The organism is Nonomuraea sp. B19D2 (genome assembly GCF_040137845.1).
GTDB lineage: Bacteria > Actinomycetota > Actinomycetes > Streptosporangiales > Streptosporangiaceae > Nonomuraea.
On record NZ_JBEFAK010000007.1, the window covers coordinates 157,181 to 177,461 of the forward strand.

Here is a 20,281-nt window from a genome sequence, read left to right on the forward strand (position 1 = left end):
CCCGCCCCAGATCTGGGGCGGGCCCATCCCCTCAAGGAGACATCACATGCCCAAGCGAGAGCCCGACTGGGAGAGTCCGCACATCCGTCCCATCCACGAGGGGGGCCACGATCTCGGCTGGTACGACTCCACGCCAGGATTCGCCCCCTCCTACCGAGGCCGGAAAATCCCGGTCGGCACGATCGTCCGCGTGATCGACCCCCGAGCGATCAAGAGCAAGGGCTGGGAAGGCCGGATCGCCGAACACATGATCGACAGCAACGGGCGTTACCACGGCTTGTCGATCGCGGAGTGCCTCGACACCGGCGGCATCCTCAACCTGCGCGTCGGCCGCGCTGACCAGGTCGAGATCGCGCACTGCCACCTCATCGAGGAGGCGGGCGCCTGATGCAGATCAAGAAACGAGGCGGCCGAGCCCTCGCCATCCACATCCGCTACGTGCAGCGTCCCGCCCCCGGCGACACCACACCCACCATCGTCATCCTGTCGGCCCCGCACCGTCCGTTCCGCACCGGCACCGCCTACCAGGCATACGCCTACCTCACCAACCGGGCGGGCCGAGCCTGGTGGGAGCCGGCCGGAGACCTGTGCGACGACCTCGCCACCTGCCTGGAAGCCGCCACCGCCCACGCCGGCGAACTGCGCGGCCAGGACAACCGGACCCCGTTCGACCCGCCCGTGAGCTGGCCGATCCGCGCTCTGCTCCTCCTGGCCTACGAGCTTGCGCCGAACGGCCCGCAGGCATGCGCGTGATGGGCTCCGCCCCGGCCTGATGAGGCCACCGCTCTACCTGACGCCGCCGAGCACCGATCCGATCCGCAAGCACATCCGCGCGGACCGGCTCGGCGCGATCACGTCGCCGGGCCAAGGCAACCTCCTGGAGGAGGGATGGACGTTCTGCATCGACAACGGATGCTTCGGCGGCAGCTACCCCGGCGACAAGGAGTACCTGGAGCTGTTGAAGAAACTCCGTCCCTTGCGGGAGTGGTGCCTGTTCGCGGTCGCGCCGGACGTGCCCGGCAACCACTTTCGCACCTGGGAACGGTCGAGGGACATGCTGCCTCGGATCCGGGACCTCGGGTTCCCCGCGGCCTACGCCGCACAGGACTTGATGGACCTCGACCCGTGGGACATCGAGGACGAGTACGACGTCCTGTTCATTGCCGGGACCGACGAATTCAAGCTGAGCGTGGCGGCGGCCAATCTCGCCGGGTACGCGATCGACCTCGGCAAATGGGTGCACATGGGCCGCGTCAACTCCTTCAAGCGGTACCAGTACGCCGCCACGATCGGCTGCGACTCGGTCGACGGCACCACCCTGACACGCGGGCCGGACCGGAATCTGCGCGACGTGCTGTCCTGGCGCAAGTCCATCGCCCGCCAGGACTCGCTGTTCCTGCCGGAGGTCCGGGACTTCTTCGACCACTCATACCTGTCCATCCCGAGGCAACGCCTGGCGCCGCAGCCGGCGGCCGTCGAGGCGGTGCCGTTCCCGCAACATGCCCTGTTCTGAGGAGATCACTATGCCCCAACTCGACACTACGATCTGCCCCGCTTGCAGACGATCAACCACCGTGTGCCGTCAGAGCTTCCTTGGCTACCTGGCAGCAGAAGCGGAGCGCCAGACATGGGTCTGGTCGCTCGTCGCACCGATCGGCGTGAACCAGATGACCATCTGGGCCGCAGAGGACGCCGCGATCGCCTGGCACACGCTGATCAGCGCACTCGTCGAAACAGAGAACTTGACGTGGAAGGACGCGCACGCAAAGGCCGCTGCGATGATCAAGGACGTGCAGTGGTGACGCCTGGCGCCAAGGTGCCGCAGATGCGCAAGGACAAGAAGATCCGGTTCCGCGCCTTCTGCGAGCTGCTTGAGCAAGAGGACAGTGTCCCGGCCCTGGCCGCGCGGCTACGCGTGACCGAGCGGACGATCCAGCGGTATCTGGTCGATCTGGAAGGCCGATCGCGTCGCACCATCCGGTACCACGAGTTCATGCCGCAGGTCCTGGAGCACCTCCAGCGCTACCCGCGATCGCTGTTCACGTCCACTGAGCTGGCGCGGGTGCTCCACATCAGGTACGGCAATCACCTCAAGTACGGGGACGAATACGACGGCACGGCACTGAACGCGACGCTGCGCAAGATGGAGCGCGAGGGCCTCGTTCGGGCGGTGCCGTGTCTGCGTGATGACAGCGTCCTTCTGCCCATCACCCGCTGGCGGCTGGCAGAGGCAGGCGACGCGTGAGCGGGATCTGCTCGTCGCCGAGAGCGTGCCGTCCAGGAGCAGAAGCACGGCTGGTGCCGACAGACCGTCTTGGACTATCGGGAAGGGCGATGACGAAGGAACCGCGCGGAGCAGTCGCCAGGCACACCTACTGGCAGAGCCTGCCCCACGGCGAAAGGCAGGGCGTCTGGTGCATCCAGATCAACCAACCAGGCTGGCCCAGCGGCGGCTTGAACGACGTCGAGGAAACCGAGGAGCACCAACCGACCGTCCTGGCGCGCCGCACGCCAGAGGGCAAGCAGCAGCGCTGCGGCGCCTGCCTGGGCTGCGACTGGGAAGGCCCAGACCACCGGCGGCTCAACGACGCGATCGAAGATGCGAACGACCACGCCTTCCCCGACTGGAGGAACATGCCTTCCGTGCTGCCGCCCCCGCCATACGGCGATCGCCAACGGTGGCTGGAGAACGTGGCGAAGGCGTACCCGCCAGGCTGGTTCCAGCGAGGCGGTCCCATCATCACCATGCGCGAAGAGAGCAACGGGCTGCACTGGGCGATGCGCGCCCCCGGAGGGGGATACGACATAGCGTCCCCGCACCAACGGCCGAAGAAGGAAGTGGCGTCCACGGCTATTCAAGATTCACTGCTTGACCAACTCCGTTAGCGATAACGCTGACGAACATCTACGCTGCCGATCAGTAACAACGATCAGGGGAGAACCCATGGACGCTGAGAAGAACATCAGGACGAAGAGCGACATCATCGACGCCGTCATCGACCGGGCCGGTGCACCTAGCCGCAGGATCGCCGAGCGGTACGTGACCGGCGTGCTCGACTACATCCAGGAGCAGGTCGCGGACGGTCGCACGGTGCAGGTCACCGGCTGGGGCAAGTTCGAGCCCGTCAAGCAGGCAGGGCGCGACGCGCGCAACCCGCAGACGGGCGAGCGGGTTCCCGTTGAGGCCAAGTGGGTCGTCAAGTTCCGGCCTGGCACGGAATTCAAGCGGCAGGTGGCTGCACGCGAGCTGTAGCTCATCTATGTGACCGAGCGGGCCGTATCCAGATGGGTGCGGCCCGCCTTGCGTACCGCCCCGCCACACAAAACCTCGACACGTACCAGACAGGCCCGCGGTGCGAGCAGTAACGTACGGCTCGCGCCGCACTCCTGAAGGGATCGATCCATGAACGAGATCGAGATCAAGCCCCCGCTCAAGGACTGGACTAGGCCGATATGGCGGGAGTTCGTGACACGCTACGCCGGTCACGTGGCAATCAAGAAGCGGGGCGACTGGAGCGGCTTCGCTGACGCCTGGGATGACGAAATGCCAATGCCTCGCACGTACATCAGCATCTCCGGCGGCTACAGGCTCCTCCCAAGCGAACGTCTGCAAGGCTTCCTCGGCCGGCTCGGTGAGAACGCACACCGGGTGATCGTCCGAGAGATCTGCGTCGAGAACCGTCCGGCTACCCTAGATGCCCTGCTTGCCGAGGCTGGCGTGAAGGTGAAATCGCCTTACGCTGCCTGGACGAAGGGGAAGACGCGCCGCTTCCTGGACGAGAATGGGCGTCACCACCCGAGTCACATCCTTGTAAAGGTCACGAAGGGCAGCAGGTGGTGGAGCCTCGATGATAGGGCCCGCGAGCTTATTGGCGACTACTTCGTGGCCCACAACCTCAACACTGGCTACGCGGTGGTCCGATCAGGGTGTGTAGGACGGCTTCTTGAGGGATTTCGCGATCAGCTGGACCGGCTGGAGTTCCGCCGACTCCCTGAGCCGCCTGCGACGTGATGGCACGCCGCTGGTGACCGCGATGCTGAACATCCCAGAGATAAAGGATCAGCAAGCACGTAGAAAGGCCGCCCCTGCAGAGCGGGAGCGACCTTTCGATCTCTCATCACAGAGGCGGGGGAATCCTACCTGGGCTCCTGAGCCTCCTTCGGTCGTGGGATCCCCAGACCGTCGAAGTAGTCGTTCAGCGCATCCGAGATGAACGGCCGGCCGCCCAGGTACTCCCGTAGGCAACCCTCGACGAGACGCGCCCGCGTGGTCCTGGTCAGCCGCACCATGGTCAGCTTGCCGCCGCTCATGTTGTTCTTCTTGGGAGCTGGGATCTTCAGCTCCGCGTCCTCGGGCATCTCCTGCGGGACGCCGAGCTTGTCGCAGTAGGCGTTGATCGCCTCTTCCCAGATATCCCTGACGCCCTTGCCTGTGCGTTCGTGCGCCTTCGTCATGCGGGAGTTCGTGGCATCGTCCAGGCGGGTGCCGGTGTTGTGGAGAGTGGTCCACGTTGCAACGCGGCCGCGGGTGGGTGCGGCGGTGCGTCGCGGCGTTAGCGGGTCCGCTGACGTCTCTTCGCCTGGCTCAGTGAAAGCGGCGTTGCGAGGGTCGGGCCTCTTGCGGGGCGGCATGGTGGCGTGCTCCGTGGCGTGTGGCTGGCTGGTGTTCACCTCACCGTATTGCGCCGCACTGAATTTGTCGCGTGCCATGGCACCTGACTCGACGAGTTCCGCAGACGGTCTAGGACGTCTCCTACACGCATAAACACTGTCAGTAGTCAGCTTCAGAGTTCTCACCAAAGGCGCTCAGCGTGCACCACAGCAACGCACACAGCGCAACAGCGTAAGCGGACACGCTTACGAAGAAAGGATCACATGTCCAACACCCCCACCGAGCGGCAGATCTTCGAAGCCCTCGCCTTCGTCTGGGACGTCACAGCCGCACTCGAACTCATCCAAGGCCGTCAGCCGAACCGCCACATCAACGTCGACGACTGGGCCGACCTCCTCTGCTTCGTGTCCATCGATGAAAACCACGCCGCCACCGTGGATCTCACCGAGCCCGTTCTGCTCGCGCCTCTGCCAGACCCCAGCACTGGCCAACCTGGCATGGAGATGCCGATCGACGGCTGGCACCGCATCTCTCGCGCTCTCGCCGAGGGCGTCACCACCTTGTCTGCCATCGCCCTGACTCCCGAAGAGGAACGCAAGGTACGAATCCGGGGCGGATCGAGATCTTCCCGTCACGGACGCTAAGGAGCCGACACCCATGCAAAACGAACCGTACGAGTACACCGTCGCCGGAAGCCCTGTGGCGGTCTCCCGTACCGACAACAGCCCCGTGATCCACATCGACCCATTGCCCGGCGGCCGCACTCTCGACGGCAGCCTCAGCGACATGAGCCTCGACCAGGCCGAGAAGCTGAAGCTTTCCCTGCAGGCCGCGCTCGATCAGGAGGAGAACTAGCGCATCCTGTCGCAGCGGCGCCGCAAGGTGAAGCGCCTGAGGTAGATTGCTGCCGCGATCGAATCTGCATGTATCGCGCGAGGAGGCCCCAACCGGATCACTGACCGGTTGGGGCCTCCTGCTTGCGCCCGGCTCCCGAGCTCCGCTGGATCAAGCGCGGCTGGCCGTAACTGGACGCTGGATGGGAACGTGGTCGGGGAGATCGATGTGAGCATGCCGGGTGGCTAGTCGAGGTGACGCCGATCATGGCCTCGGGCTTTGGAGGCGCGTGCCGGTCAAGAGGCGAGCAGGTCCAGACCGAAGCCGATGATGAACAGCACCACGGCGATCTTGCGGAAGGCGTGCAGCGGGTGGGTCCGGTCGAGCAGGTGCGTGGCGAGGTATCCGGCCAGCAGCGCGGGCACCTCGCGGGCTAGGCCGGGCAGGGCTGCGACGTAGGGCCCCGCCGGCGATAGGAGCGTCAAGAAGCCCGCTATGAGCACGCCATGAAGGAGCATCAACTCCAGCATGGGCCCAGCCATCCAGTGGTAGACGACGCTGCCTAGAAGGGCCACGCAGACCAGCGTGGTCAATCCCCCCCATTTTCTTTCGCTCTGCTCGGACAGGGCTATGTCCTCCGGTGGCAAGTGGTCCTTGAGAAACACGTCGACCTGCTCGCGGATCTGCTCGGCCTCTTTTTTGGACAGTCCGCCACCGGTGCGGACGTCCAACCCTGCCAGCACCCGCTCGCGGAAGCCGAGGTAGTCCTTGGGGGCGAAGGACGCTACTGGGCCGAAGTCGGTCGGCGGGCGGGTATTGAGGAACAGGACGGGATCCCCGAATAGGCCCCCCACAGGCTGGACGTCGATAAAACTATCGTAGAGTTTGCGCCGCAGAGCCAACAGCCGATGGGAGCGGAGCTTGAGCTGCTGTTGCGCCCTGCGTTCCCGCAGCCGCCGACCGGCTTGCCGTCCCGTGGCGCGCAGCTTGTGGTGATCGAGCAGATCGATAATGGCGACCAGGCCCGCCGCGAACTGCAGCACCTTGCCGATCCGGCCCCATATGAGAACCGGTATGTCCCAAAACAGCGGCAGCGTATCAACCGGTTTGCCGGCAAGCCACAGGCCCCATTGATGGCGAGCCGGCACCACGACCACAACCACACCGGCAACGGCTGAGGCGACGATGATCCAGTTGAACACGCGCCCGCGCGGAGGTGACGGCACCCGGCAATCTTCAGCCCTTACGCGTTCCCTGTCCATCGCAAGGCGCTGACGTGGGGTACCCCGGTCGATGCTGAAGCGCTTCGACGTCATGGCGTGGCCTGCCAGGTTCGAAGGCAGGTCGTTAGCGCTGTCGTCGCCGATGCCCTGGCCTCGGAGCATGGCCTAGGAAGCGTGTGATCCGTAGGTAGCAGGTGTTCGCGAGGACGTGTGTTGCATACGCCTACAGTAATGAGAGATATCTCAATCGGTATAGGACTTGTACTAGGACTTTCAAAACATGTAGCCGCCGATAGAAGCATGTGCCAGGACATCTAGCGTTCGTCCGTGCTCAATCCACGCGGGCCCGTTCCGCTCTACCGTCAGCTCGCCGACGTTCTGCGCAAGCGGATCGACGGCGGGGAGCTACGGCCGGGCGCGCTCGTGCCGTCCGAGGCGGACCTGACGTCGGAGTTCGGCGTTGCGCGGATCACCGCCAGGAACGCGATTCGGGAGCTGCGCGAGGCGGGTGTGATCTACACGATCAGAGGCGAAGGCTCGTTCGTCGGCCCGGAGACGGCTCCGCGCGAGGCCCGCTCGGGATGGGTGTTCCAGACGATCGCCGACGACCTGGCGGCGAAGGTCGAGGCCGGCGACTTCCAGCAGGAAATGCCGTTGCCGTCAGAGACGCAGCTCGCTCAGCAGTACGACGTTGCCAAGGGCACAGTGCGGCGGGCCTTGGCACTCCTGCGGGAGCGCGGCCTGGTCTACACCGTCCGGGGACGTGGCACGTACCCCCGCACTCCTTGTGAATAGGTCTAATCTCGTCGCCCGCTCACGGTACCGTTGGGTGCATGATCAACCCTCCCGAGAACGGTACGGGCGCGGACTCTCCAGGCCGCCGCGTCGCCGCGGCGGTCCGCGACGACATCAAGGCGCTCCGGTGGAAGCGGGGCGACCAGTTGTCGACCGAGCCCGAGATGCAAGCTGAGTACGGCGTCGGTCGTGCGGCGGTTCGCTCGGCGTTGCGGCAGCTTCGTGAGGAGGGCGTGGTGACGACGGTGCCCGGCGTCGGGACGTTCGTCGCCAGCCAGGGTGGCAAAGCGAAGCCGCCCATGCCCGCCTCTCAGCGGCTCGTGGCCGATATTCGCGAGGGGGTCGCGTCCGGCCGCCTGAAGCCAGGAGACCGGCTCCCGCTCGAGAGTGAGCTGATGGAAACCTACGGGGTGTCGTCCGCTCTGATCCGATCGAGTCTGCGGACGCTGCGCGAGGAAGGGTTGATCTACTCGCGTGGCCGTGAAGGAAGGTTCGTCGGCCCCGAGAGCGCGCCTCGTCGGCGTCCGCCTACGCTGACGGAGAAGGTGGCGGCTGCGGTGGCCGGGCGCATTCAGGCGGGCGAGTTCGGCGCGGACGAGATGCTGCCGTCCGAAGCGGAGATGGAACGGCAGTACGAAGTATCGAAGCTGACGGTGCGGGCGGCCGTGGCACTGCTGAGGGAGCAGGGTTGGGCGTACACAGTGCCGCATAGAGGAACGTTCGCGATAAGTAAGGATAAATGGCCTAAATAGGCGAAAACATGGCTATGGCGTTTTCGCCCGGCGCTGAGCACGAGAGAATCCTGCCCATGCCTGACTCACGGATAAGCCCGCCGCTGCGGCTGCTTACCCTCGGGCGTACGCTGGTCGAGCTACGTGACGCGGCTGGTCTTACGTGCGGGGAAGTCGCCAATCGCCTGCAATGGAGCGCCTCCAAGGTCTCCCGCCTTGAGCGTGGCGCCAACCAATACGCCACCGCAGGCGACATCAAGCGGCTCCTTGACCTGTACCGGGTGGAGGACGCGGCCGTCCGCGCGGAGTGCCAGCACCTCCTGCGCACCGGACGCGTCACGCCGCCGTGGGAGGAGCACAAGCGCGGCCTGGGCGGTCTCGTCGAGTACGTCGTATGGGAGACCGAGGCGTCCCTGATCTGTCACTGGCATCCGCTGCTCGTCCCCGGTCAGCTCCAGACGGAGGCGTACGCCCACGCCGTCATCGCAGCAGGCATGATCGAGCAGGATGAGGCTTTGGTGGCGATGAAGGTCCGCGCCCGGATCGCCCGCCAGTGGATCACCTACTGCGACGACCCCGTCCACGTGCACGCCCTCATCGGGGAGCAGGCCCTACGTCAGCAGATCGGCGGGCCTGCGGTGATGGCTCAGCAACTCGACAAGCTCGTGGCCGACACCAGCAGACCGAACATCACCATCCGGGTCATCCCGCACGAGACATCGGTTGGCCTGTCGAGCGGGTTCGTACTGCTCGCGTTGCCCAGCCTGGGCGAGGTGCTGTTCCTCGAAGTGGGCATCGGGGGCATAATCGACCAGGGGCCGCGTGTCGGCGAGTTCAAGCGGCGCTTCAACCACTTCCGTGAGCTGGCGCTTCCCGCCGACGAGTCTGCGGATCTGATCTCGCGCATCAGGGAAGGCATCACGTGCTGAGCGACCAGTGGATCACCGCGTCCGAGTCTGGCGACTGTGTCGAGGCGCGCCGCGCCGGCGCCGACCGTATCGAGCTGCGCAACAGCAAGAGACCCGGCGAGGCGACGGTCTGGTTCACGGATCAGGAGTGGTGGGAGTTCGTTCGCGGCGCTCGACGGGGCGTGTTCGACTTGCCCGAGTGGAGCAAGTAGCGGCTCGTCGCTCTATATTCGATCTATATTCTGGCTACACACCGTTCCCGTAACGCTGCGTAGCCCACGCTCGTAAGCCACGTCCTCTTGAACCCGGAGTCGTCCGAACAGGGCCGTCGCGATAGCGCTGACCAGGCCAAACCCGGCCACGAGCGCGATGGAAGCCGCGCTGATGCCCTGGCGTGTCATGTCGATGACCAGCAAGGCGTAGCTGATGCTGCCGACGACGGCGAGAATTCGGGCGAGACGTCGTCCTGTCATGGGCTTCCTTCGCGTCCGATCAACTCGTTATGGTGCCGGGTCAACCTAGCGAGTCATGACTGTGTCGCGATATGCCCGTGTACTTGCCCGATGCATGATCGTTATGACGATGATCGGCTTGACTGACAACAAAGCGTCATGCCGCCAAAACGTCACGAATAATTATGGACATGCCCGTATTAACCTATTTACATGGTTTCCCCTGGCGTGCACAATGCGTAACGTCCACAGGGAGGAACCGCTCTCCGGGCGACCGCACGCGCCATCTTCACCCACTCATATCACAGAAAGTGACCAATGATCACGCGCATCCGCGCCATCCTGGCCGCCATTGCTGTCGCCCTGCTGCTCACCGTCTCCATCACCGCGTCGGCCCAGGCCGAACCGGTGCCGTCCCCCGCACCGACGGCCACGGACACCAGCTCCACGCCGGAACCGAGCCCAAGCGCCAGCAGCACCACGTCGCCGGCCCCGCAGCCGGGCACCGTGCAGACGCACACCGAGACGACGCAGACGGTCACCAACCCCGATGGCAGCAAGACCATCACCAAGACCGTCACCGACACGGTCAGCACGACCACGGTGACGAAGGCCCCAGCCAGCAGCACGAACTCCGACTCCGGCGGCTGGTGATAGTGGGGCCAAGCATCAAGCGCCACGCAGCCGTAGCCGTCGTAGCAGTCGCCACATCCATGGCGGCTGCCGTGACGGCCACGGCCGCCTCCGGGATCACAGCATCGGTAGCGCTCGTCTGGGTGGTCGTTGCTGTACTGACCACGACCAAGGCCATCACGCTCACCCGCGCAGTGATGGCCTACCGCCGCGCTTACCGGGCTGGCCAGGAGCACACGCTGTGGGCGGCAACGGTGATGGAGGAGGCCCTGCACACCGCAGGTATCGAATAGAGACGACGGGGATCGAAAGGAAGTGCAACGGTGAGGTCCGGCCTGGGGATCGGCGAAATTGGAGAGCAGCTCTACCAGTGCTTGGTCGAGCAGGGGCCCACGCCTTCGGCAGAGTTGGAACGCATCAGCCCAGAAGCCGAGGAAGCCCTCGCAAGGCTTCGCGACGTGGGCTTGGTCGTGGGGGAGCCAGCCACCGCCCGTCATCCGGACTACGCGTTGAAGCCGATCGTGGCCACAGCTGAAGCGTCCTTAGCCAGGCTCAGGGCCCAGGCAGACGGGCTGCGCGACATGTTCGACAGCATCTCCGCCGTGACACAAGGCCCGAACGCTCCCGTAGAGGTCCTCACCTCACGTCAGAGCGTCGGCGCCGCTTTCGATGACCTGTCGCTTGGGGCGCATCGCGAAGTGCTGCACCTCATCACTGCGCCGTTCGTACCGTTGACAATGCTGCACGCCCCAGGTGACCCTGCGCGTCGCAACTTGGATGGGACGGTGCGCCGACCCAAGCGCCGGTTCATCTACGAGAGAGCCGTACTCAGCAACGAAGCCGCGGTGACAGGCCTGCACAACGTCATCGCACTCGGCGCTGACGTGCGGGTAGCCAAGGAGTTGCCGTTCAAGCTGGTCGTTTCTGATCAGGAACGCGCGCTGGTCCCGCGCTTCCCGCGCGGCTACTCCGATCAGAATTCCACGCTGCTGATCCGAGGTGGCGCACTCGTTGAGTGCATGATCGTGCTGTTTGAGCACTACTGGTCGCAGGCTACGCCGCTGGAGCCGGACCTGGACCGTTTCAATAGAGCGCGAGCCGAACTGGAGGAGGAGGACCTGCTGATCCTCCAGCACATCGTGGCCGGACAGACCGACGACAACATGGCCAGGCTCATGGGCACGAGCAAAAGCACCATCCTGCGCCGGATCAAGCGCATGCGGAAGCTCGCCGGCGTGGACACCCGTCCCGCGCTGATCTTCCACGCCGCCCGGGAATGGATGAACTGAGCTGGACAGACGGCATGTCGATCACCGGTTACGGATGATCTCGATCTGCTGCTCGTAGACGCGCACGACCATGTCGATCTGCTGGAGGAACAACCGCTCCATGCGGTCTCGCTCGTCATCACGGGGCAGAGAGCGGATCTCCTGCAGCCGCTTCTGAATGCCGTGCTGCACGGCTTCAGGTGTCAGCGACAAGTCCATTGCTGCTAGCGCGGGGTCATCGTTGCGCTTGGCGATGATCCCGCGCAGTAGCTCGGCAGCCTCGTGCGCGCCGTCTTCGGCAAGTTCTTCACTGGAGGCGCCGACCACATAGGCCATCCAGGCGAGGTCGATGGTGGAGACGGTCTCGACCTTGCCGCCCTCGATGCGGCCCCATTTCATGTCGCTGATCGTGTAGGGGGCGACTTCGTTGAATCGGCGGACTGCGGCCCGGACGGACAGTTCCCGCTGGAGAGTGTCGGTTCGCTTGCGTCGCCGGATGATGACGGCGACGCCAGGGACAATGCTGGGCACGGGGGTGCCCCCCTCTGGCTTGGTGGCGTTGGCGTTGTGGCGTGGCGTTGCAACTGTATCAACACGCATGTCGCGTTGCCCAGAAGTACGCGAAAAGTTGATCACGCTAAGTGGGCACGGTATAACATGATGCATGCGTTACACCTGTTGCATCATAGATAGACATATGCATCATCGAGCGATAGTGTCGTCTTGTCGCGAGACGCAAGAACAAGATCATTAGCCCTTGAACGCACCAGCACCAGCACGAACGGAGCGCGCTTTGCCTGTCTTCGATGAAGTCGTCTGGACAAAGCCAGCGCCACGCCACGGCGCGCCAGACCTCTCACACATCGCCGACCAGCTCCGTGCCAAGCCTGGTGAAACAGCGATCATCGCGGAGTTTCCCACCGCTATCGCCAGCGGCAGCACAGAGGCCGCGAGCCTTCGCAACGCCGTCAACAACGGTCGACTGGGGTTCGACGACCCCTCGGGAACGTTTCGCGCCAGCACCCGAACCGTCACCGAACACGACGGGAGCAAGCGCGTCCGCGTCTTCGCTGTCTTCGCCATCGCCAATTCCGTTAGCGGCACCGCTGACGAAAAGGAGAACCGTTGAACGTCATTACCATCGCCGTCACCAGTGAGCAGCGCATCGCCAACCTGGCCATGAACGCCGCCGAACACCGCCTCTGCGGGATCGGCGTCCTCTCCCGCGACCGCCTCATCCGAGCGCTGAACGCCGACACCGCCGAGGCTGACCGTCTCATCAACCAGGTCGTCGAGCAGATCGAGAACGACCCCGTTTACCTCGTCGAGAGCGTTCTGCTGGAGAACCCGGTTGCGCTGGCCGCCGCCAACGCTGCCGACCTGGCGGACAAGCTGGCCACCTTCCTGAAGCTGTACCACAAGGTGCCGTGCAAGGCCGAAATCGACCTTGAGCAGGGCGACGGCCACGTCTACCCACAGACGGGCGGCGCCATCGCCATCTCCGTCCGTGAGATCGCGCCAACCTACACCGTCACCTGGATGACCAAATGGGGTCAGCGGACCCGCGTGGACATCACCCGCAGCCTCTTCAACCGGCGGCTCGGCAAGAACCTCGCCCGCCGGGCCGCGCTCCCGTCCGGCGACGACAACCGGGTGTGGAACATCGCCATCCACGACAAGGACGGCAACGATGTCACTGACACATTCGAGGTCCTCGCCGGTATCCGCAGGACGGCTGACCGGGTGCCGTTCGCCGAAGCCCACATCGCGCTCGGCAGCGACACCGAGACGGTCATTCGCCACCTCGACGGCCTCGTCGAACGCTTCCCGCACCTTTGGGAAGGGTCGGCGCATGGCTTCTACCGCGTCTACCGGTGCAAGGTCACCGGCTACAGCGGCAACATCATCGAGATCTGGGCCAACCACCTGCGGCCGACCACGCAATTCCCTCACCCGCTGACCGGAGCGGTCCACCGCATCAACTGCATCGCGCTCGGCCTGCCGATCCACACCCCGCCGGACGCCATCACGCGCCTGATCTGCGTTGCCCGGGGCATCGCCGACACCCCGCGACGCATCCTTCGCGAAATGGCCACGGGCGAGGTGACCGCGTGAAGCTCTTCCCGCCGCTGCCTGGCGAGGACGAAATCGAGGACCTGATCCACGTGATCTCCGCCCCGTACGCGGCCGACCCGTTCCTCACGCGCCAGCCGGTGCCGTGGCGCGACCCCACCAACCCGGCCGAGCAGGCCATGACCCCCTTCGACGAGTGGGCCTACCGCCGCGAACAGAAGGACCTGGACTGATGCAGGGAGAGATCAAAAGGGGCGACCGGCTGAAGGTCACCATCCTTGACTGCTACGCGGAGTCGGTCGAGACGACGTCGCGCGGCCGGTTCCTGTACCTCAACTTCCGGCACCAGCACGGCACTCTGAACGTCGGCCCGCTCCCCATCGCAGCCGAACTCCTCAAAGTCGAGGCGCTCACCCCATACTCCTGGCCACCCCGCAAAGACGACGTTTGGGAGGACGGTCAGGGCCTGAAGTGGTTCGGCGTTCGCCCTGGTGACGAGAACAAGGTCACCCTGTTCAGCGCCCGAGGCAGCTACCCCGCGGACGGGCTCGACGAACTGCTCCTCACAAACGGCCCGTGGCGCCTGGTCTACCGCAACGAGGACGAGCCCCCGTTCTGATGACCGCTCTCGCAACGCCCACCGGCCGGTACCTCGGCCGGTGGGCCTCCGGAAGCCCCGAGTGGCACGCAGCGCGTCGGCACCGCATCGGCGGGTCCGACGTCGCCGCGATCGTCGGCCTGTCGAAGTGGCAGTCCAAGTACAGCCTGTGGTGCGAAAAGGCAGGGCTCATCGAGCCCGACCCGCAGACCGATGACCAGACCCGCGGCCACATCCTGGAGCCCAGCGTGGCCAACTGGTTCGCATACGAGCACCCGGAGTACGAGGTCGTCGAAGCCGGGACGTACGTGCACGTCGACCCGGACCGGGACTGGCAGCTGTGCAATCCTGACCGGCTGCTGCTGCAGGGCGGCCGCGTGGCCTGCGGGCTGGAGCTCAAGACCGACGCCGACGGCCGCGAGTGGGGTACCTCGGGCACTGCAGAGATCCCGTTCTACTACCTCACCCAGGTCCGCTGGTACATGGATGTGCTCGGCCTGCCCGAGTGGCGAGTCGCTGTCCTCATCGGCCGCGGCCTCGAGTTCCGCGAGTACATCATCCTCCCCGACGAGGCCGACACCGAGTGGATGCGCAGGCAGGCCGAAGAGTTCCAACTGTCGATCGCGTGGGACGAGATGCCGCCCGTCGACGGCCACAAGGCGACCGTCAAGGCCCTCCACAAGCGGCACCCGCTCATCGAGCCGAACACCGTCTACGACATCTCCGACGAACAGGCCGCCCGCTGGTTCCCCGTCCTCACGGAGGAGAAGCAAGCGGCAGCAGCCGCCGCAGCGGCCAAGAAGGACGCGATGAAGGTCCGCGCCGAGCTGCTGGAAGCGATGGGCACCACCGCTCACGCCCGTTACGGCCGGATGAAGGTCGCACGCCGCCAGTCCAAGCAGGGCGGCACTCCGCACCTGGTCGTCGAAAGTGACCTTCCCACATTCCCTGACCCCGAGCTGCAAGGAGCCGCAGCAGCATGACCACCTCCGACAACCTCCCCGCCATCGCAACGTGGCCGGTGCCCGACCGCATCCGGTACGCCGAGGAACTCGCCAAGGCCGCGCTGATGCCCGCCGCGTTCCTCAAGAATCCCCCGAATGTCCTGTACGCCATCGAGTTCGGCATCGCGGTCAACATCGAACCCCTGGTGGCCGTCACCGAAATCCACATCATCAAGGGCAAGCCGAGCCCGTCCGCCGCGCTCATGTCAGCGCTGGTGCGCCGGGCCGGCCACAAGCTGCGCACGTGGGTGGAACGCGACGATCAGGGACGGCCGCTCAAGGCCGTGGCCACGATCCACCGCCACGACGACCCGGACTTCGAGTTCCGTTCCGAATGGACCCTTGCCCGCGCCAACCTGGCGGGCCTGCCCAGGCAGAACGAGAACTACAGCAAGTACACCGAGCAGATGCTGAAGGCGCGGGCCCTGGCCGAAGTCTCCCGGGACGCCTGCAAGGAGGCGCTGCTCGGTATGGGGTACCTGCCCGAGGAACTGGGCGCCCAGGTGAACGAGGACGGCTCCTACGTGGTCACCGACGCCACGGTGCAGGCAGGCGCATCGGTGCGCGAGGCGTCCGAGGCCGCTCAAGAGACGACCGTCGTGGTCAAGGCCAGCCCGAAGAAGCTGAAGGATCTGGCGGACCTGATGGACACCAAGGGAGTCAAGGACAAGCTCGACTATATCCGCACCCTCATCCCCGACCATGAGTTCAACTCAGCCCACGACCTCACCGCCGCGCAGGCCGACCAGGTGCTCAACGCGCTCGGCCGCGGCGTCAACCTGCCTGCCTCGCAGGACTCGGACGAGGCGCATGCCTCCGTTGAGCAGCCTCCGGCCGCCGCTAAGGAAGAGCCGGTGGAGGCCGACATCGTCGAGGACGGGCCCGCTGACCCTAAGGATCTGCGCGAGCTGGGCATCCTCATGACGGACCTCGGGATCACCGCGAACAAGGGGCGCGGCGCTACAGCGAAGAACGATGCGGCCCGGTTCGCCTGGCTGTCGGAGTTCCTGGGCGTCGAGGTCGAGGGCTCCACGAAGGACCTCACCCGGGACCAGGCGCAGCGCGCCGTCGCAGAGCTGAAGCGGCTCCAGGTCGAGCGTGCCAAGCTGCGCAACAGCCTGTCCAAGCAGATCGGAGAGTCGTTCAACCGGCTCGGCATCACCGGCGAGGAACGCTTCCACGACCTGTCCGACCTGCTCGGCCGACCGGTCATGAAGGCTGAAGACCTGACCCACAATGAGGTTGTCGCGGTGGCCGAACTGCTGGAGCAGGCGCTTGGCACGGAGCAGCCTCGCGGCACCTGGGACAAGATGATCGACGCTGCCAAGGCGGCGCTCGAGGCCGAGGCTCAGGGCGAGCAGCAGGGCGACGGCTTCTGATGGCGTCTACGGAGATCGCCATCCGCCACGTGGTGACTTTCAGGGCTCCGCACTGGCGCGCTCCCCGCTTCGAGGTGCCGCTGGCGCTGGCCCTGCCGAAGAACACGATGGACCCCCGGTACGTGGCCTGCGATCACCATCACCTCGCGTGCGACTGCCGAGAGGCCGAACTGGCCGAGAACATTGCGGAGCTGCGCTGGGAGCGGGACCACATGCTCCGAGTGCTGCGCGAGGAACTGGCCGGACACGCGACCTGGGCCTACCGCGATGACAACGAGCGTGACCCGATCGCGGAGTGTAAGTGCACCGGCTGTGTGATCGCCCGTCGCATGGACCTCTACTCCATCGGTGGTTCGGCCTTCACCCGGTGCAGTCAGCCCGGCTTCATCCGATGACCCCGTTCGGGCGCCTGCTGCCAGCGCGAGGCCGGGCGCCCGGACGGCTCCAACCCCTCAACCCTTCCCGGAAGGACGAACCCTTCATGACCAGCGACGGCATCAGCCCCGCCGACCCGCTCGGCCTCGAACCGGCCATCACCGATGACACGCTCAAGATGCTCATGGAGAAGCGGGACGAGCTGCACGCCCGTATGGACCAGGTGCGCACCGCAGCCGACCAAGAGATCGCCGTGCTGAAGGACCGCGCGCGGCAGCTCGACTGGTTCATCCGCGTCGGCGAGCAGCGCCGCACTCCCACAGGCCTGCCCAGCCCGGAGCAGATCATGTGCGGATGCGGTCGTCAGGCGATCTGGCGGGTGGGCTTCGGCTACTACCACGAGGTGGACGGCCAGCAGGTCCCGGCCGGTGACGCCTGCAAAGCTGCGCTCCTTCCCAATCTCGCCCAGCCGGCCCGGCTCCCGGAGGCCCCGGCCGCATGACCAGCAAGCCCATGCTGACCATCAACCCGGACGGCCGCGCCGACCTGACCGTGATCGACTACGACACCTGGCAAGGCCCTTACTGGTACGTCGTCGTGGACGACACGCCCGTCTGCCCGGACCGGCCGTTGCCGCTGCCGTACGCGATGCACGAGTTCCAGCGCTACGCGCAGGAGGCGATCGACGGCAAGACCGGCGAGGTCGTCGAACTCGCCCAGTGCACCGAGGAGGACCTGAGCTGGGCCGGGGTGCCCGTGTCTGGAGACGACGAATGAGCCGCTACAACGACAACACCGGCCTGTGGGGCTGTGCCGTTCTGGTGGTCCTGGTGCTAGTCGCGCTCATCATCGGCGTGATCAAGCTCAGCACAGGACGGATCGAGACGATCACGGTCGCCGACAAAGGGCGGGTCTGCGACAACTCCGGGTCATGCCGCTACCTCGTCTGGGACCGCGACGGCGACGTGTACGAGAACACCGACGCCTGGCTGTCCCTCAAGTTCAGCTCCTCCACCCTCTACGGCGAGCTGAAGGAGGGCCGCACCTACCGCGTCAAGGTCAACGGCTGGCGCGTCCCCGTGACCTCCTCCTACCCGAACATCCTCAGCATCGAATCGGAGATCACCCCGTGACAACCATGACCGAACTCGACCGCGCCACCATCCGCCGGGACGCCGCCACCACCCTGCGCCGGCTCGGCTGGCACCAGGGCAACTACATCGCCAAGGGCTCCGTCCGCCTCCGCTCCCGTCGCCCGGTGTGCATGGTCGAGGCGATCGGTCGCGCCGTGGGCCTGCCACCGGCCACGCTCGGCCGCACGAAGTGCCCGGACGTCCGACTGCTGCCCAAGTGGGACGCCGCCCAAGACCTCATGAACGAGATCGCGGTGGGGCTCGGCTGGGACCCGGGCTGCGGCATGACGCAGCGTGCCCACCTGACGAACTGGAACGACCGCAAAGGCCGCACGCTGGACGAGGTCCTGGCCGTGCTCGAAGGTGAGGCAGCCCAGTGACCACGCTCGACACGGATACGATCCGCCGCAACACGGCAGAGATCCTGCGCCAGTGCGGCTGGATCAAGGACGACTACCTCGCCGACTCGGGAAACCCTGGGCGCTGCTCGCTGTGCCTCGTCGAGGCGATCGGCCAGGCCGTAGGTCTGCCGCCGCTGGCCTTGAGCCTCGGCAGCAGGCCGCGGATGCAGGAGGCAAACCCCGATCTCGCTGACCAGTTCGCGGCGGCCGATGACGCGATCGACGAGCTCGCCGCCGCGCTGGGCCGCAAACCGTCGAATGTCCAGCCCTCGAAGGACTGGCTCATGGATTGGAACGACGACGAAGGCCGCACCTTCGACGACGTCCTGGCCGCGCTCGAAGGCAGCGAGGCTGCTCAGTGAAGAACCGTCCCGCGTGGCAGAAGGCATTCGGCCTCGGCCTCGTAGTCGGCCTGACCGTGTTGTCGTTCGTCAATGCGGGCGTGTTCTCGTTCATCACGGCGCTGGTGGTCTGGATCGTGGGCGCGCTGCTGGGGGTGGTCGTCGGTGCCGATGGCGGCCGCCGTGACAGCGCCCGGCGGACCGAGATGCTGGAGCAGCAGTACGAGCACGCCCTACAGACCGCGCGCACAGCTGTACGGGGGCACGCCGAGACGGCCGAGCGGCTGTATCGCGCGGAGGAGGACCTTCGCGCCGCGCACGCCGACCAGGCGCGGCTCCGCGCTCGTCTCGACGAGCTCGACCAGCCCGCCGAACTGTCCGAACTGGCCGAACTGGACCAGCCAGCGGCGGAGGCTCAGCCGCTGCCGTGATCGACCTGATCAGCACGGCTGCGGACGTGGCCTGGGACATCCTGGCCGTGGTCGGCACCTTGACGGTGCTGGCCGCGGCCGGGGTGTTCTGGTTCGCCTGGTCCTCACATCGCGAGGACCAGCGCCGTGCCCGCGCCCGCCGCGACAAGCGGGCCTGGACGCACACACCGGACGCTGTCCGCGGCTCTGCTGGCCTGCCGCTCTGGCTGGACTTCGTGCGCGACCACGACCTCCACAAGATCCAACCGAAGGACGACGAATGACCTCAACCCGACCCCGGGTCGCTGGCGTAGATCTGTCTCTGACCAGCACGGGCATCGCCTACAACACCGGCCACTGCCTGAAGGTAGGCCGCGCCGACGTCACCACGCTGCCGATCAACCTTCGTACCGAGATCCTCCGTGAACTGGCCGACGAGATCCTGCTCCACATCGACACGGCTGGCCTGGTGCTCATCGAGAAGTTCGTCCTCGCCCGAGGCAAGGCGGGCGCAGGCGGCGCCGGGGAGCGGGCATACCTGTACTACCTCATCGTGGACGCGCTGATCCACCGGATCCGCATCCCCGTCGTCGAGGTGCCGCAGGCCACGCTGAAGATGTACGCGACCGGGCGCGGCAACGCCCCCAAGGACGAGGTCAAAGACGCCGTGGCCAAACGCCTGCCCATGTACGTGACCAAGGGCAACAGCGACATGTGTGACGCCGCAGTGCTGGCCGCGCTCGGCTCCGACCACCTCGGCCATCCGATCGTCACCATGCCGCAGACACACCGCCGGGCCCTCAGCGCGGTGACATGGCCTGAGGCGGTGGCAGCATGACGCGCCTGTTCGCCCTGCTCGCCGTCTTGGCCGTGATCGTCGCCTCCTCGTGGCGTATCTACCTCGGCCACAAGCCGGTCGGCGTGATCGTCTTCATCGTCGGCATGATCCTCTTCGTGCTCGTCCCGTACTACCGGCTCATGGGCGTCACCCGCGACGACGAGCCCAAGGACTGATGGACCAGCCCAACTTCGACGACGAGCTCGGCGAACCCGTGGTCGTGGACGGCGAAGTCGTCGGCTACCAACTCCCACTCCCGGACCCCCAGGAACA

General features: G+C 65.9%; 37 protein-coding genes. 33 read left to right on the forward strand and 4 right to left on the reverse strand.

What is annotated here, in order from left to right:
• Window positions 1-46: 46 nt before the first annotated feature.
• From ABN273_RS15755 to ABN273_RS15790, 8 genes are all read left to right on the forward strand, one after another.
• On the forward strand, window positions 47-388 hold the full coding sequence (locus ABN273_RS15755; RefSeq protein ID WP_349449549.1) for a hypothetical protein: 342 nt from the start codon (window positions 47-49) through the stop codon (window positions 386-388).
• On the forward strand, window positions 388-753 hold the full coding sequence (locus ABN273_RS15760) for a hypothetical protein (RefSeq protein WP_349449550.1): 366 nt from the start codon (window positions 388-390) through the stop codon (window positions 751-753). Before ABN273_RS15755 ends, ABN273_RS15760 begins: the two co-directional genes overlap by 1 nt.
• Before the next feature lie 19 nt (window positions 754-772).
• Entirely contained in the window at window positions 773-1,513 is a 741-nt protein-coding gene (locus ABN273_RS15765; protein WP_349449551.1) for a hypothetical protein, read from the forward strand.
• 10 nt (window positions 1,514-1,523) lie between these two features.
• A complete protein-coding gene (locus ABN273_RS15770; protein WP_349449553.1) occupies window positions 1,524-1,802 on the forward strand; it encodes a hypothetical protein in 279 nt (92 codons plus the stop codon).
• Window positions 1,796-2,245, forward strand: coding sequence for a hypothetical protein (locus tag ABN273_RS15775; RefSeq protein WP_349449554.1), 450 nt, complete (start codon window positions 1,796-1,798; stop codon window positions 2,243-2,245). The genes ABN273_RS15770 and ABN273_RS15775 overlap by 7 nt, the downstream gene beginning before the upstream one ends.
• A gap of 89 nt (window positions 2,246-2,334) precedes the next feature.
• A complete protein-coding gene (locus ABN273_RS15780) occupies window positions 2,335-2,886 on the forward strand; it encodes a DUF6349 family protein (RefSeq protein ID WP_349449555.1) in 552 nt (183 codons plus the stop codon).
• A gap of 58 nt (window positions 2,887-2,944) precedes the next feature.
• Window positions 2,945-3,253: an HU family DNA-binding protein gene (locus ABN273_RS15785; RefSeq protein ID WP_349449556.1), complete on the forward strand. Its 309-nt coding sequence runs from the start codon at window positions 2,945-2,947 to the stop codon at window positions 3,251-3,253.
• Window positions 3,254-3,403: 150 nt separating this feature from the next.
• Window positions 3,404-4,012: a hypothetical protein gene (locus ABN273_RS15790; protein ID WP_349449557.1), complete on the forward strand. Its 609-nt coding sequence runs from the start codon at window positions 3,404-3,406 to the stop codon at window positions 4,010-4,012.
• A gap of 125 nt (window positions 4,013-4,137) precedes the next feature.
• Here the strand turns inward: ABN273_RS15790 and ABN273_RS15795 are convergent, their stop codons facing one another.
• The gene (locus ABN273_RS15795; RefSeq protein ID WP_349449559.1) at window positions 4,138-4,455 is read right to left on the reverse strand and encodes a hypothetical protein; all 318 of its coding nucleotides are present in this window, start codon (window positions 4,453-4,455) and stop codon (window positions 4,138-4,140) included.
• A 420-nt stretch (window positions 4,456-4,875) separates the two neighbouring features.
• Here ABN273_RS15795 and ABN273_RS15800 point away from each other — a divergent pair, with 420 nt between their 5' ends.
• Both ABN273_RS15800 and ABN273_RS15805 read left to right on the forward strand, forming a co-directional pair.
• The gene (locus ABN273_RS15800; RefSeq protein WP_349449560.1) at window positions 4,876-5,256 is read left to right on the forward strand and encodes a hypothetical protein; all 381 of its coding nucleotides are present in this window, start codon (window positions 4,876-4,878) and stop codon (window positions 5,254-5,256) included.
• A 13-nt stretch (window positions 5,257-5,269) separates the two neighbouring features.
• Window positions 5,270-5,467 carry a hypothetical protein gene (locus ABN273_RS15805; RefSeq protein ID WP_349449562.1) on the forward strand — a complete coding sequence of 66 codons (198 nt, stop codon included), beginning with the start codon at window positions 5,270-5,272 and terminating at the stop codon, window positions 5,465-5,467.
• Between the two features lie 275 nt (window positions 5,468-5,742).
• Here the strand turns inward: ABN273_RS15805 and ABN273_RS15810 are convergent, their stop codons facing one another.
• Window positions 5,743-6,831, reverse strand: coding sequence for a hypothetical protein (locus ABN273_RS15810; protein ID WP_349449563.1), 1,089 nt, complete (start codon window positions 6,829-6,831; stop codon window positions 5,743-5,745).
• Window positions 6,832-6,996: 165 nt separating this feature from the next.
• On the opposite strand from ABN273_RS15810, the gene ABN273_RS15815 reads away from it, so the two are divergent.
• The 4 genes from ABN273_RS15815 to ABN273_RS15830 are packed head-to-tail and all read left to right on the forward strand — an operon-like array spanning window position 6,997 to window position 9,315.
• Complete coding sequence (locus ABN273_RS15815) at window positions 6,997-7,464, forward strand: GntR family transcriptional regulator (protein ID WP_349449564.1); 468 nt, start codon at window positions 6,997-6,999, stop codon at window positions 7,462-7,464.
• A 38-nt stretch (window positions 7,465-7,502) separates the two neighbouring features.
• Window positions 7,503-8,216 carry a winged helix-turn-helix domain-containing protein gene (locus tag ABN273_RS15820; RefSeq protein WP_349449565.1) on the forward strand — a complete coding sequence of 238 codons (714 nt, stop codon included), beginning with the start codon at window positions 7,503-7,505 and terminating at the stop codon, window positions 8,214-8,216.
• Between the two features lie 56 nt (window positions 8,217-8,272).
• The gene (locus ABN273_RS15825) at window positions 8,273-9,124 is read left to right on the forward strand and encodes a helix-turn-helix domain-containing protein (RefSeq protein ID WP_349449566.1); all 852 of its coding nucleotides are present in this window, start codon (window positions 8,273-8,275) and stop codon (window positions 9,122-9,124) included.
• Window positions 9,118-9,315, forward strand: coding sequence for a DUF397 domain-containing protein (locus ABN273_RS15830; protein WP_349449567.1), 198 nt, complete (start codon window positions 9,118-9,120; stop codon window positions 9,313-9,315). The genes ABN273_RS15825 and ABN273_RS15830 overlap by 7 nt, the downstream gene beginning before the upstream one ends.
• A gap of 12 nt (window positions 9,316-9,327) precedes the next feature.
• On the opposite strand, the gene ABN273_RS15835 is transcribed toward ABN273_RS15830, so the two are convergent.
• The gene (locus ABN273_RS15835; RefSeq protein ID WP_349449568.1) at window positions 9,328-9,576 is read right to left on the reverse strand and encodes a hypothetical protein; all 249 of its coding nucleotides are present in this window, start codon (window positions 9,574-9,576) and stop codon (window positions 9,328-9,330) included.
• Window positions 9,577-9,873: 297 nt separating this feature from the next.
• On the opposite strand from ABN273_RS15835, the gene ABN273_RS15840 reads away from it, so the two are divergent.
• Genes ABN273_RS15840 through ABN273_RS15850 form a run of 3 tightly spaced genes read left to right on the forward strand, consistent with a single transcriptional unit; the run spans window position 9,874 to window position 11,477 of the window.
• Window positions 9,874-10,209, forward strand: a complete 336-nt coding sequence (locus ABN273_RS15840; RefSeq protein WP_349449569.1) for a hypothetical protein — start codon at window positions 9,874-9,876, stop codon at window positions 10,207-10,209.
• Between the two features lie 59 nt (window positions 10,210-10,268).
• Window positions 10,269-10,481, forward strand: coding sequence for a hypothetical protein (locus ABN273_RS15845; protein ID WP_349449570.1), 213 nt, complete (start codon window positions 10,269-10,271; stop codon window positions 10,479-10,481).
• 30 nt (window positions 10,482-10,511) lie between these two features.
• A complete protein-coding gene (locus ABN273_RS15850) occupies window positions 10,512-11,477 on the forward strand; it encodes a hypothetical protein (RefSeq protein WP_349449571.1) in 966 nt (321 codons plus the stop codon).
• A gap of 21 nt (window positions 11,478-11,498) precedes the next feature.
• On the opposite strand, the gene ABN273_RS15855 is transcribed toward ABN273_RS15850, so the two are convergent.
• Entirely contained in the window at window positions 11,499-11,987 is a 489-nt protein-coding gene (locus ABN273_RS15855; RefSeq protein ID WP_349449572.1) for a hypothetical protein, read from the reverse strand.
• Window positions 11,988-12,249: 262 nt separating this feature from the next.
• On the opposite strand from ABN273_RS15855, the gene ABN273_RS15860 reads away from it, so the two are divergent.
• The 16 genes from ABN273_RS15860 (at window position 12,250) to ABN273_RS15935 (ending at window position 20,184) form a co-directional block, all read left to right on the forward strand.
• A complete protein-coding gene (locus ABN273_RS15860) occupies window positions 12,250-12,585 on the forward strand; it encodes a hypothetical protein (RefSeq protein WP_349449573.1) in 336 nt (111 codons plus the stop codon).
• On the forward strand, window positions 12,582-13,571 hold the full coding sequence (locus ABN273_RS15865; RefSeq protein ID WP_349449574.1) for a hypothetical protein: 990 nt from the start codon (window positions 12,582-12,584) through the stop codon (window positions 13,569-13,571). The genes ABN273_RS15860 and ABN273_RS15865 overlap by 4 nt, the downstream gene beginning before the upstream one ends.
• On the forward strand, window positions 13,568-13,762 hold the full coding sequence (locus ABN273_RS15870) for a hypothetical protein (protein WP_349449576.1): 195 nt from the start codon (window positions 13,568-13,570) through the stop codon (window positions 13,760-13,762). The genes ABN273_RS15865 and ABN273_RS15870 overlap by 4 nt, the downstream gene beginning before the upstream one ends.
• Window positions 13,762-14,148, forward strand: a complete 387-nt coding sequence (locus tag ABN273_RS15875) for a hypothetical protein (RefSeq protein WP_349449577.1) — start codon at window positions 13,762-13,764, stop codon at window positions 14,146-14,148. Before ABN273_RS15870 ends, ABN273_RS15875 begins: the two co-directional genes overlap by 1 nt.
• Window positions 14,148-15,110 carry a YqaJ viral recombinase family nuclease gene (locus tag ABN273_RS15880; RefSeq protein ID WP_349449579.1) on the forward strand — a complete coding sequence of 321 codons (963 nt, stop codon included), beginning with the start codon at window positions 14,148-14,150 and terminating at the stop codon, window positions 15,108-15,110. The genes ABN273_RS15875 and ABN273_RS15880 overlap by 1 nt, the downstream gene beginning before the upstream one ends.
• Window positions 15,107-16,510: a hypothetical protein gene (locus ABN273_RS15885; protein WP_349449580.1), complete on the forward strand. Its 1,404-nt coding sequence runs from the start codon at window positions 15,107-15,109 to the stop codon at window positions 16,508-16,510. The genes ABN273_RS15880 and ABN273_RS15885 overlap by 4 nt, the downstream gene beginning before the upstream one ends.
• Complete coding sequence (locus ABN273_RS15890; protein WP_349449581.1) at window positions 16,510-16,905, forward strand: hypothetical protein; 396 nt, start codon at window positions 16,510-16,512, stop codon at window positions 16,903-16,905. The genes ABN273_RS15885 and ABN273_RS15890 overlap by 1 nt, the downstream gene beginning before the upstream one ends.
• A gap of 86 nt (window positions 16,906-16,991) precedes the next feature.
• Window positions 16,992-17,387, forward strand: coding sequence for a hypothetical protein (locus ABN273_RS15895; RefSeq protein WP_349449582.1), 396 nt, complete (start codon window positions 16,992-16,994; stop codon window positions 17,385-17,387).
• Entirely contained in the window at window positions 17,384-17,662 is a 279-nt protein-coding gene (locus ABN273_RS15900; protein ID WP_349449583.1) for a hypothetical protein, read from the forward strand. The genes ABN273_RS15895 and ABN273_RS15900 overlap by 4 nt, the downstream gene beginning before the upstream one ends.
• Window positions 17,659-18,018 (forward strand): hypothetical protein, encoded by a 360-nt coding sequence (locus ABN273_RS15905; protein WP_349449584.1) that lies wholly within the window; start codon window positions 17,659-17,661, stop codon window positions 18,016-18,018. Before ABN273_RS15900 ends, ABN273_RS15905 begins: the two co-directional genes overlap by 4 nt.
• Before the next feature lie 5 nt (window positions 18,019-18,023).
• Window positions 18,024-18,398: a DUF6197 family protein gene (locus tag ABN273_RS15910; protein WP_349449586.1), complete on the forward strand. Its 375-nt coding sequence runs from the start codon at window positions 18,024-18,026 to the stop codon at window positions 18,396-18,398.
• Complete coding sequence (locus ABN273_RS15915; RefSeq protein WP_349449587.1) at window positions 18,395-18,781, forward strand: DUF6197 family protein; 387 nt, start codon at window positions 18,395-18,397, stop codon at window positions 18,779-18,781. Before ABN273_RS15910 ends, ABN273_RS15915 begins: the two co-directional genes overlap by 4 nt.
• Complete coding sequence (locus ABN273_RS15920) at window positions 18,778-19,191, forward strand: hypothetical protein (RefSeq protein ID WP_349449589.1); 414 nt, start codon at window positions 18,778-18,780, stop codon at window positions 19,189-19,191. Before ABN273_RS15915 ends, ABN273_RS15920 begins: the two co-directional genes overlap by 4 nt.
• Window positions 19,188-19,454 (forward strand): hypothetical protein, encoded by a 267-nt coding sequence (locus ABN273_RS15925; RefSeq protein ID WP_349449590.1) that lies wholly within the window; start codon window positions 19,188-19,190, stop codon window positions 19,452-19,454. The genes ABN273_RS15920 and ABN273_RS15925 overlap by 4 nt, the downstream gene beginning before the upstream one ends.
• Window positions 19,451-20,008 carry a hypothetical protein gene (locus tag ABN273_RS15930; RefSeq protein ID WP_349449591.1) on the forward strand — a complete coding sequence of 186 codons (558 nt, stop codon included), beginning with the start codon at window positions 19,451-19,453 and terminating at the stop codon, window positions 20,006-20,008. The genes ABN273_RS15925 and ABN273_RS15930 overlap by 4 nt, the downstream gene beginning before the upstream one ends.
• Window positions 20,005-20,184, forward strand: a complete 180-nt coding sequence (locus ABN273_RS15935) for a hypothetical protein (protein ID WP_349449592.1) — start codon at window positions 20,005-20,007, stop codon at window positions 20,182-20,184. Before ABN273_RS15930 ends, ABN273_RS15935 begins: the two co-directional genes overlap by 4 nt.
• The last annotated feature ends 97 nt before the right edge of the window (window positions 20,185-20,281 follow it).

What these genes read in the sequence shown, in the direction of transcription:
- ABN273_RS15885 (WP_349449580.1), top strand. Translation starts at nt 15,107, where the DNA reads ATGACCACCTCCGACAACCTCCCCGCCATCGCAACGTGGCCGGTGCCC.
- ABN273_RS15760 (WP_349449550.1), top strand. Translation starts at nt 388, where the DNA reads ATGCAGATCAAGAAACGAGGCGGCCGAGCCCTCGCCATCCACATCCGC.
- ABN273_RS15790 (WP_349449557.1), top strand. Translation starts at nt 3,404, where the DNA reads ATGAACGAGATCGAGATCAAGCCCCCGCTCAAGGACTGGACTAGGCCG.
- ABN273_RS15795 (WP_349449559.1), bottom strand. Translation starts at nt 4,455, where the DNA reads ATGACGAAGGCGCACGAACGCACAGGCAAGGGCGTCAGGGATATCTGG.
- ABN273_RS15780 (WP_349449555.1), top strand. Translation starts at nt 2,335, where the DNA reads ATGACGAAGGAACCGCGCGGAGCAGTCGCCAGGCACACCTACTGGCAG.
- ABN273_RS15810 (WP_349449563.1), bottom strand. Translation starts at nt 6,831, where the DNA reads ATGCTCCGAGGCCAGGGCATCGGCGACGACAGCGCTAACGACCTGCCT.
- ABN273_RS15845 (WP_349449570.1), top strand. Translation starts at nt 10,269, where the DNA reads ATGGCGGCTGCCGTGACGGCCACGGCCGCCTCCGGGATCACAGCATCG.
- ABN273_RS15765 (WP_349449551.1), top strand. Translation starts at nt 773, where the DNA reads ATGAGGCCACCGCTCTACCTGACGCCGCCGAGCACCGATCCGATCCGC.
- ABN273_RS15785 (WP_349449556.1), top strand. Translation starts at nt 2,945, where the DNA reads ATGGACGCTGAGAAGAACATCAGGACGAAGAGCGACATCATCGACGCC.
- ABN273_RS15770 (WP_349449553.1), top strand. Translation starts at nt 1,524, where the DNA reads ATGCCCCAACTCGACACTACGATCTGCCCCGCTTGCAGACGATCAACC.
- ABN273_RS15905 (WP_349449584.1), top strand. Translation starts at nt 17,659, where the DNA reads ATGAGCCGCTACAACGACAACACCGGCCTGTGGGGCTGTGCCGTTCTG.
- ABN273_RS15895 (WP_349449582.1), top strand. Translation starts at nt 16,992, where the DNA reads ATGACCAGCGACGGCATCAGCCCCGCCGACCCGCTCGGCCTCGAACCG.
- ABN273_RS15930 (WP_349449591.1), top strand. Translation starts at nt 19,451, where the DNA reads ATGACCTCAACCCGACCCCGGGTCGCTGGCGTAGATCTGTCTCTGACC.
- ABN273_RS15835 (WP_349449568.1), bottom strand. Translation starts at nt 9,576, where the DNA reads ATGACAGGACGACGTCTCGCCCGAATTCTCGCCGTCGTCGGCAGCATC.
- ABN273_RS15875 (WP_349449577.1), top strand. Translation starts at nt 13,762, where the DNA reads ATGCAGGGAGAGATCAAAAGGGGCGACCGGCTGAAGGTCACCATCCTT.
- ABN273_RS15935 (WP_349449592.1), top strand. Translation starts at nt 20,005, where the DNA reads ATGACGCGCCTGTTCGCCCTGCTCGCCGTCTTGGCCGTGATCGTCGCC.
- ABN273_RS15820 (WP_349449565.1), top strand. Translation starts at nt 7,503, where the DNA reads ATGATCAACCCTCCCGAGAACGGTACGGGCGCGGACTCTCCAGGCCGC.
- ABN273_RS15840 (WP_349449569.1), top strand. Translation starts at nt 9,874, where the DNA reads ATGATCACGCGCATCCGCGCCATCCTGGCCGCCATTGCTGTCGCCCTG.
- ABN273_RS15805 (WP_349449562.1), top strand. Translation starts at nt 5,270, where the DNA reads ATGCAAAACGAACCGTACGAGTACACCGTCGCCGGAAGCCCTGTGGCG.
- ABN273_RS15825 (WP_349449566.1), top strand. Translation starts at nt 8,273, where the DNA reads ATGCCTGACTCACGGATAAGCCCGCCGCTGCGGCTGCTTACCCTCGGG.
- ABN273_RS15880 (WP_349449579.1), top strand. Translation starts at nt 14,148, where the DNA reads ATGACCGCTCTCGCAACGCCCACCGGCCGGTACCTCGGCCGGTGGGCC.
- ABN273_RS15755 (WP_349449549.1), top strand. Translation starts at nt 47, where the DNA reads ATGCCCAAGCGAGAGCCCGACTGGGAGAGTCCGCACATCCGTCCCATC.
- ABN273_RS15910 (WP_349449586.1), top strand. Translation starts at nt 18,024, where the DNA reads ATGACCGAACTCGACCGCGCCACCATCCGCCGGGACGCCGCCACCACC.
- ABN273_RS15800 (WP_349449560.1), top strand. Translation starts at nt 4,876, where the DNA reads ATGTCCAACACCCCCACCGAGCGGCAGATCTTCGAAGCCCTCGCCTTC.
- ABN273_RS15900 (WP_349449583.1), top strand. Translation starts at nt 17,384, where the DNA reads ATGACCAGCAAGCCCATGCTGACCATCAACCCGGACGGCCGCGCCGAC.
- ABN273_RS15890 (WP_349449581.1), top strand. Translation starts at nt 16,510, where the DNA reads ATGGCGTCTACGGAGATCGCCATCCGCCACGTGGTGACTTTCAGGGCT.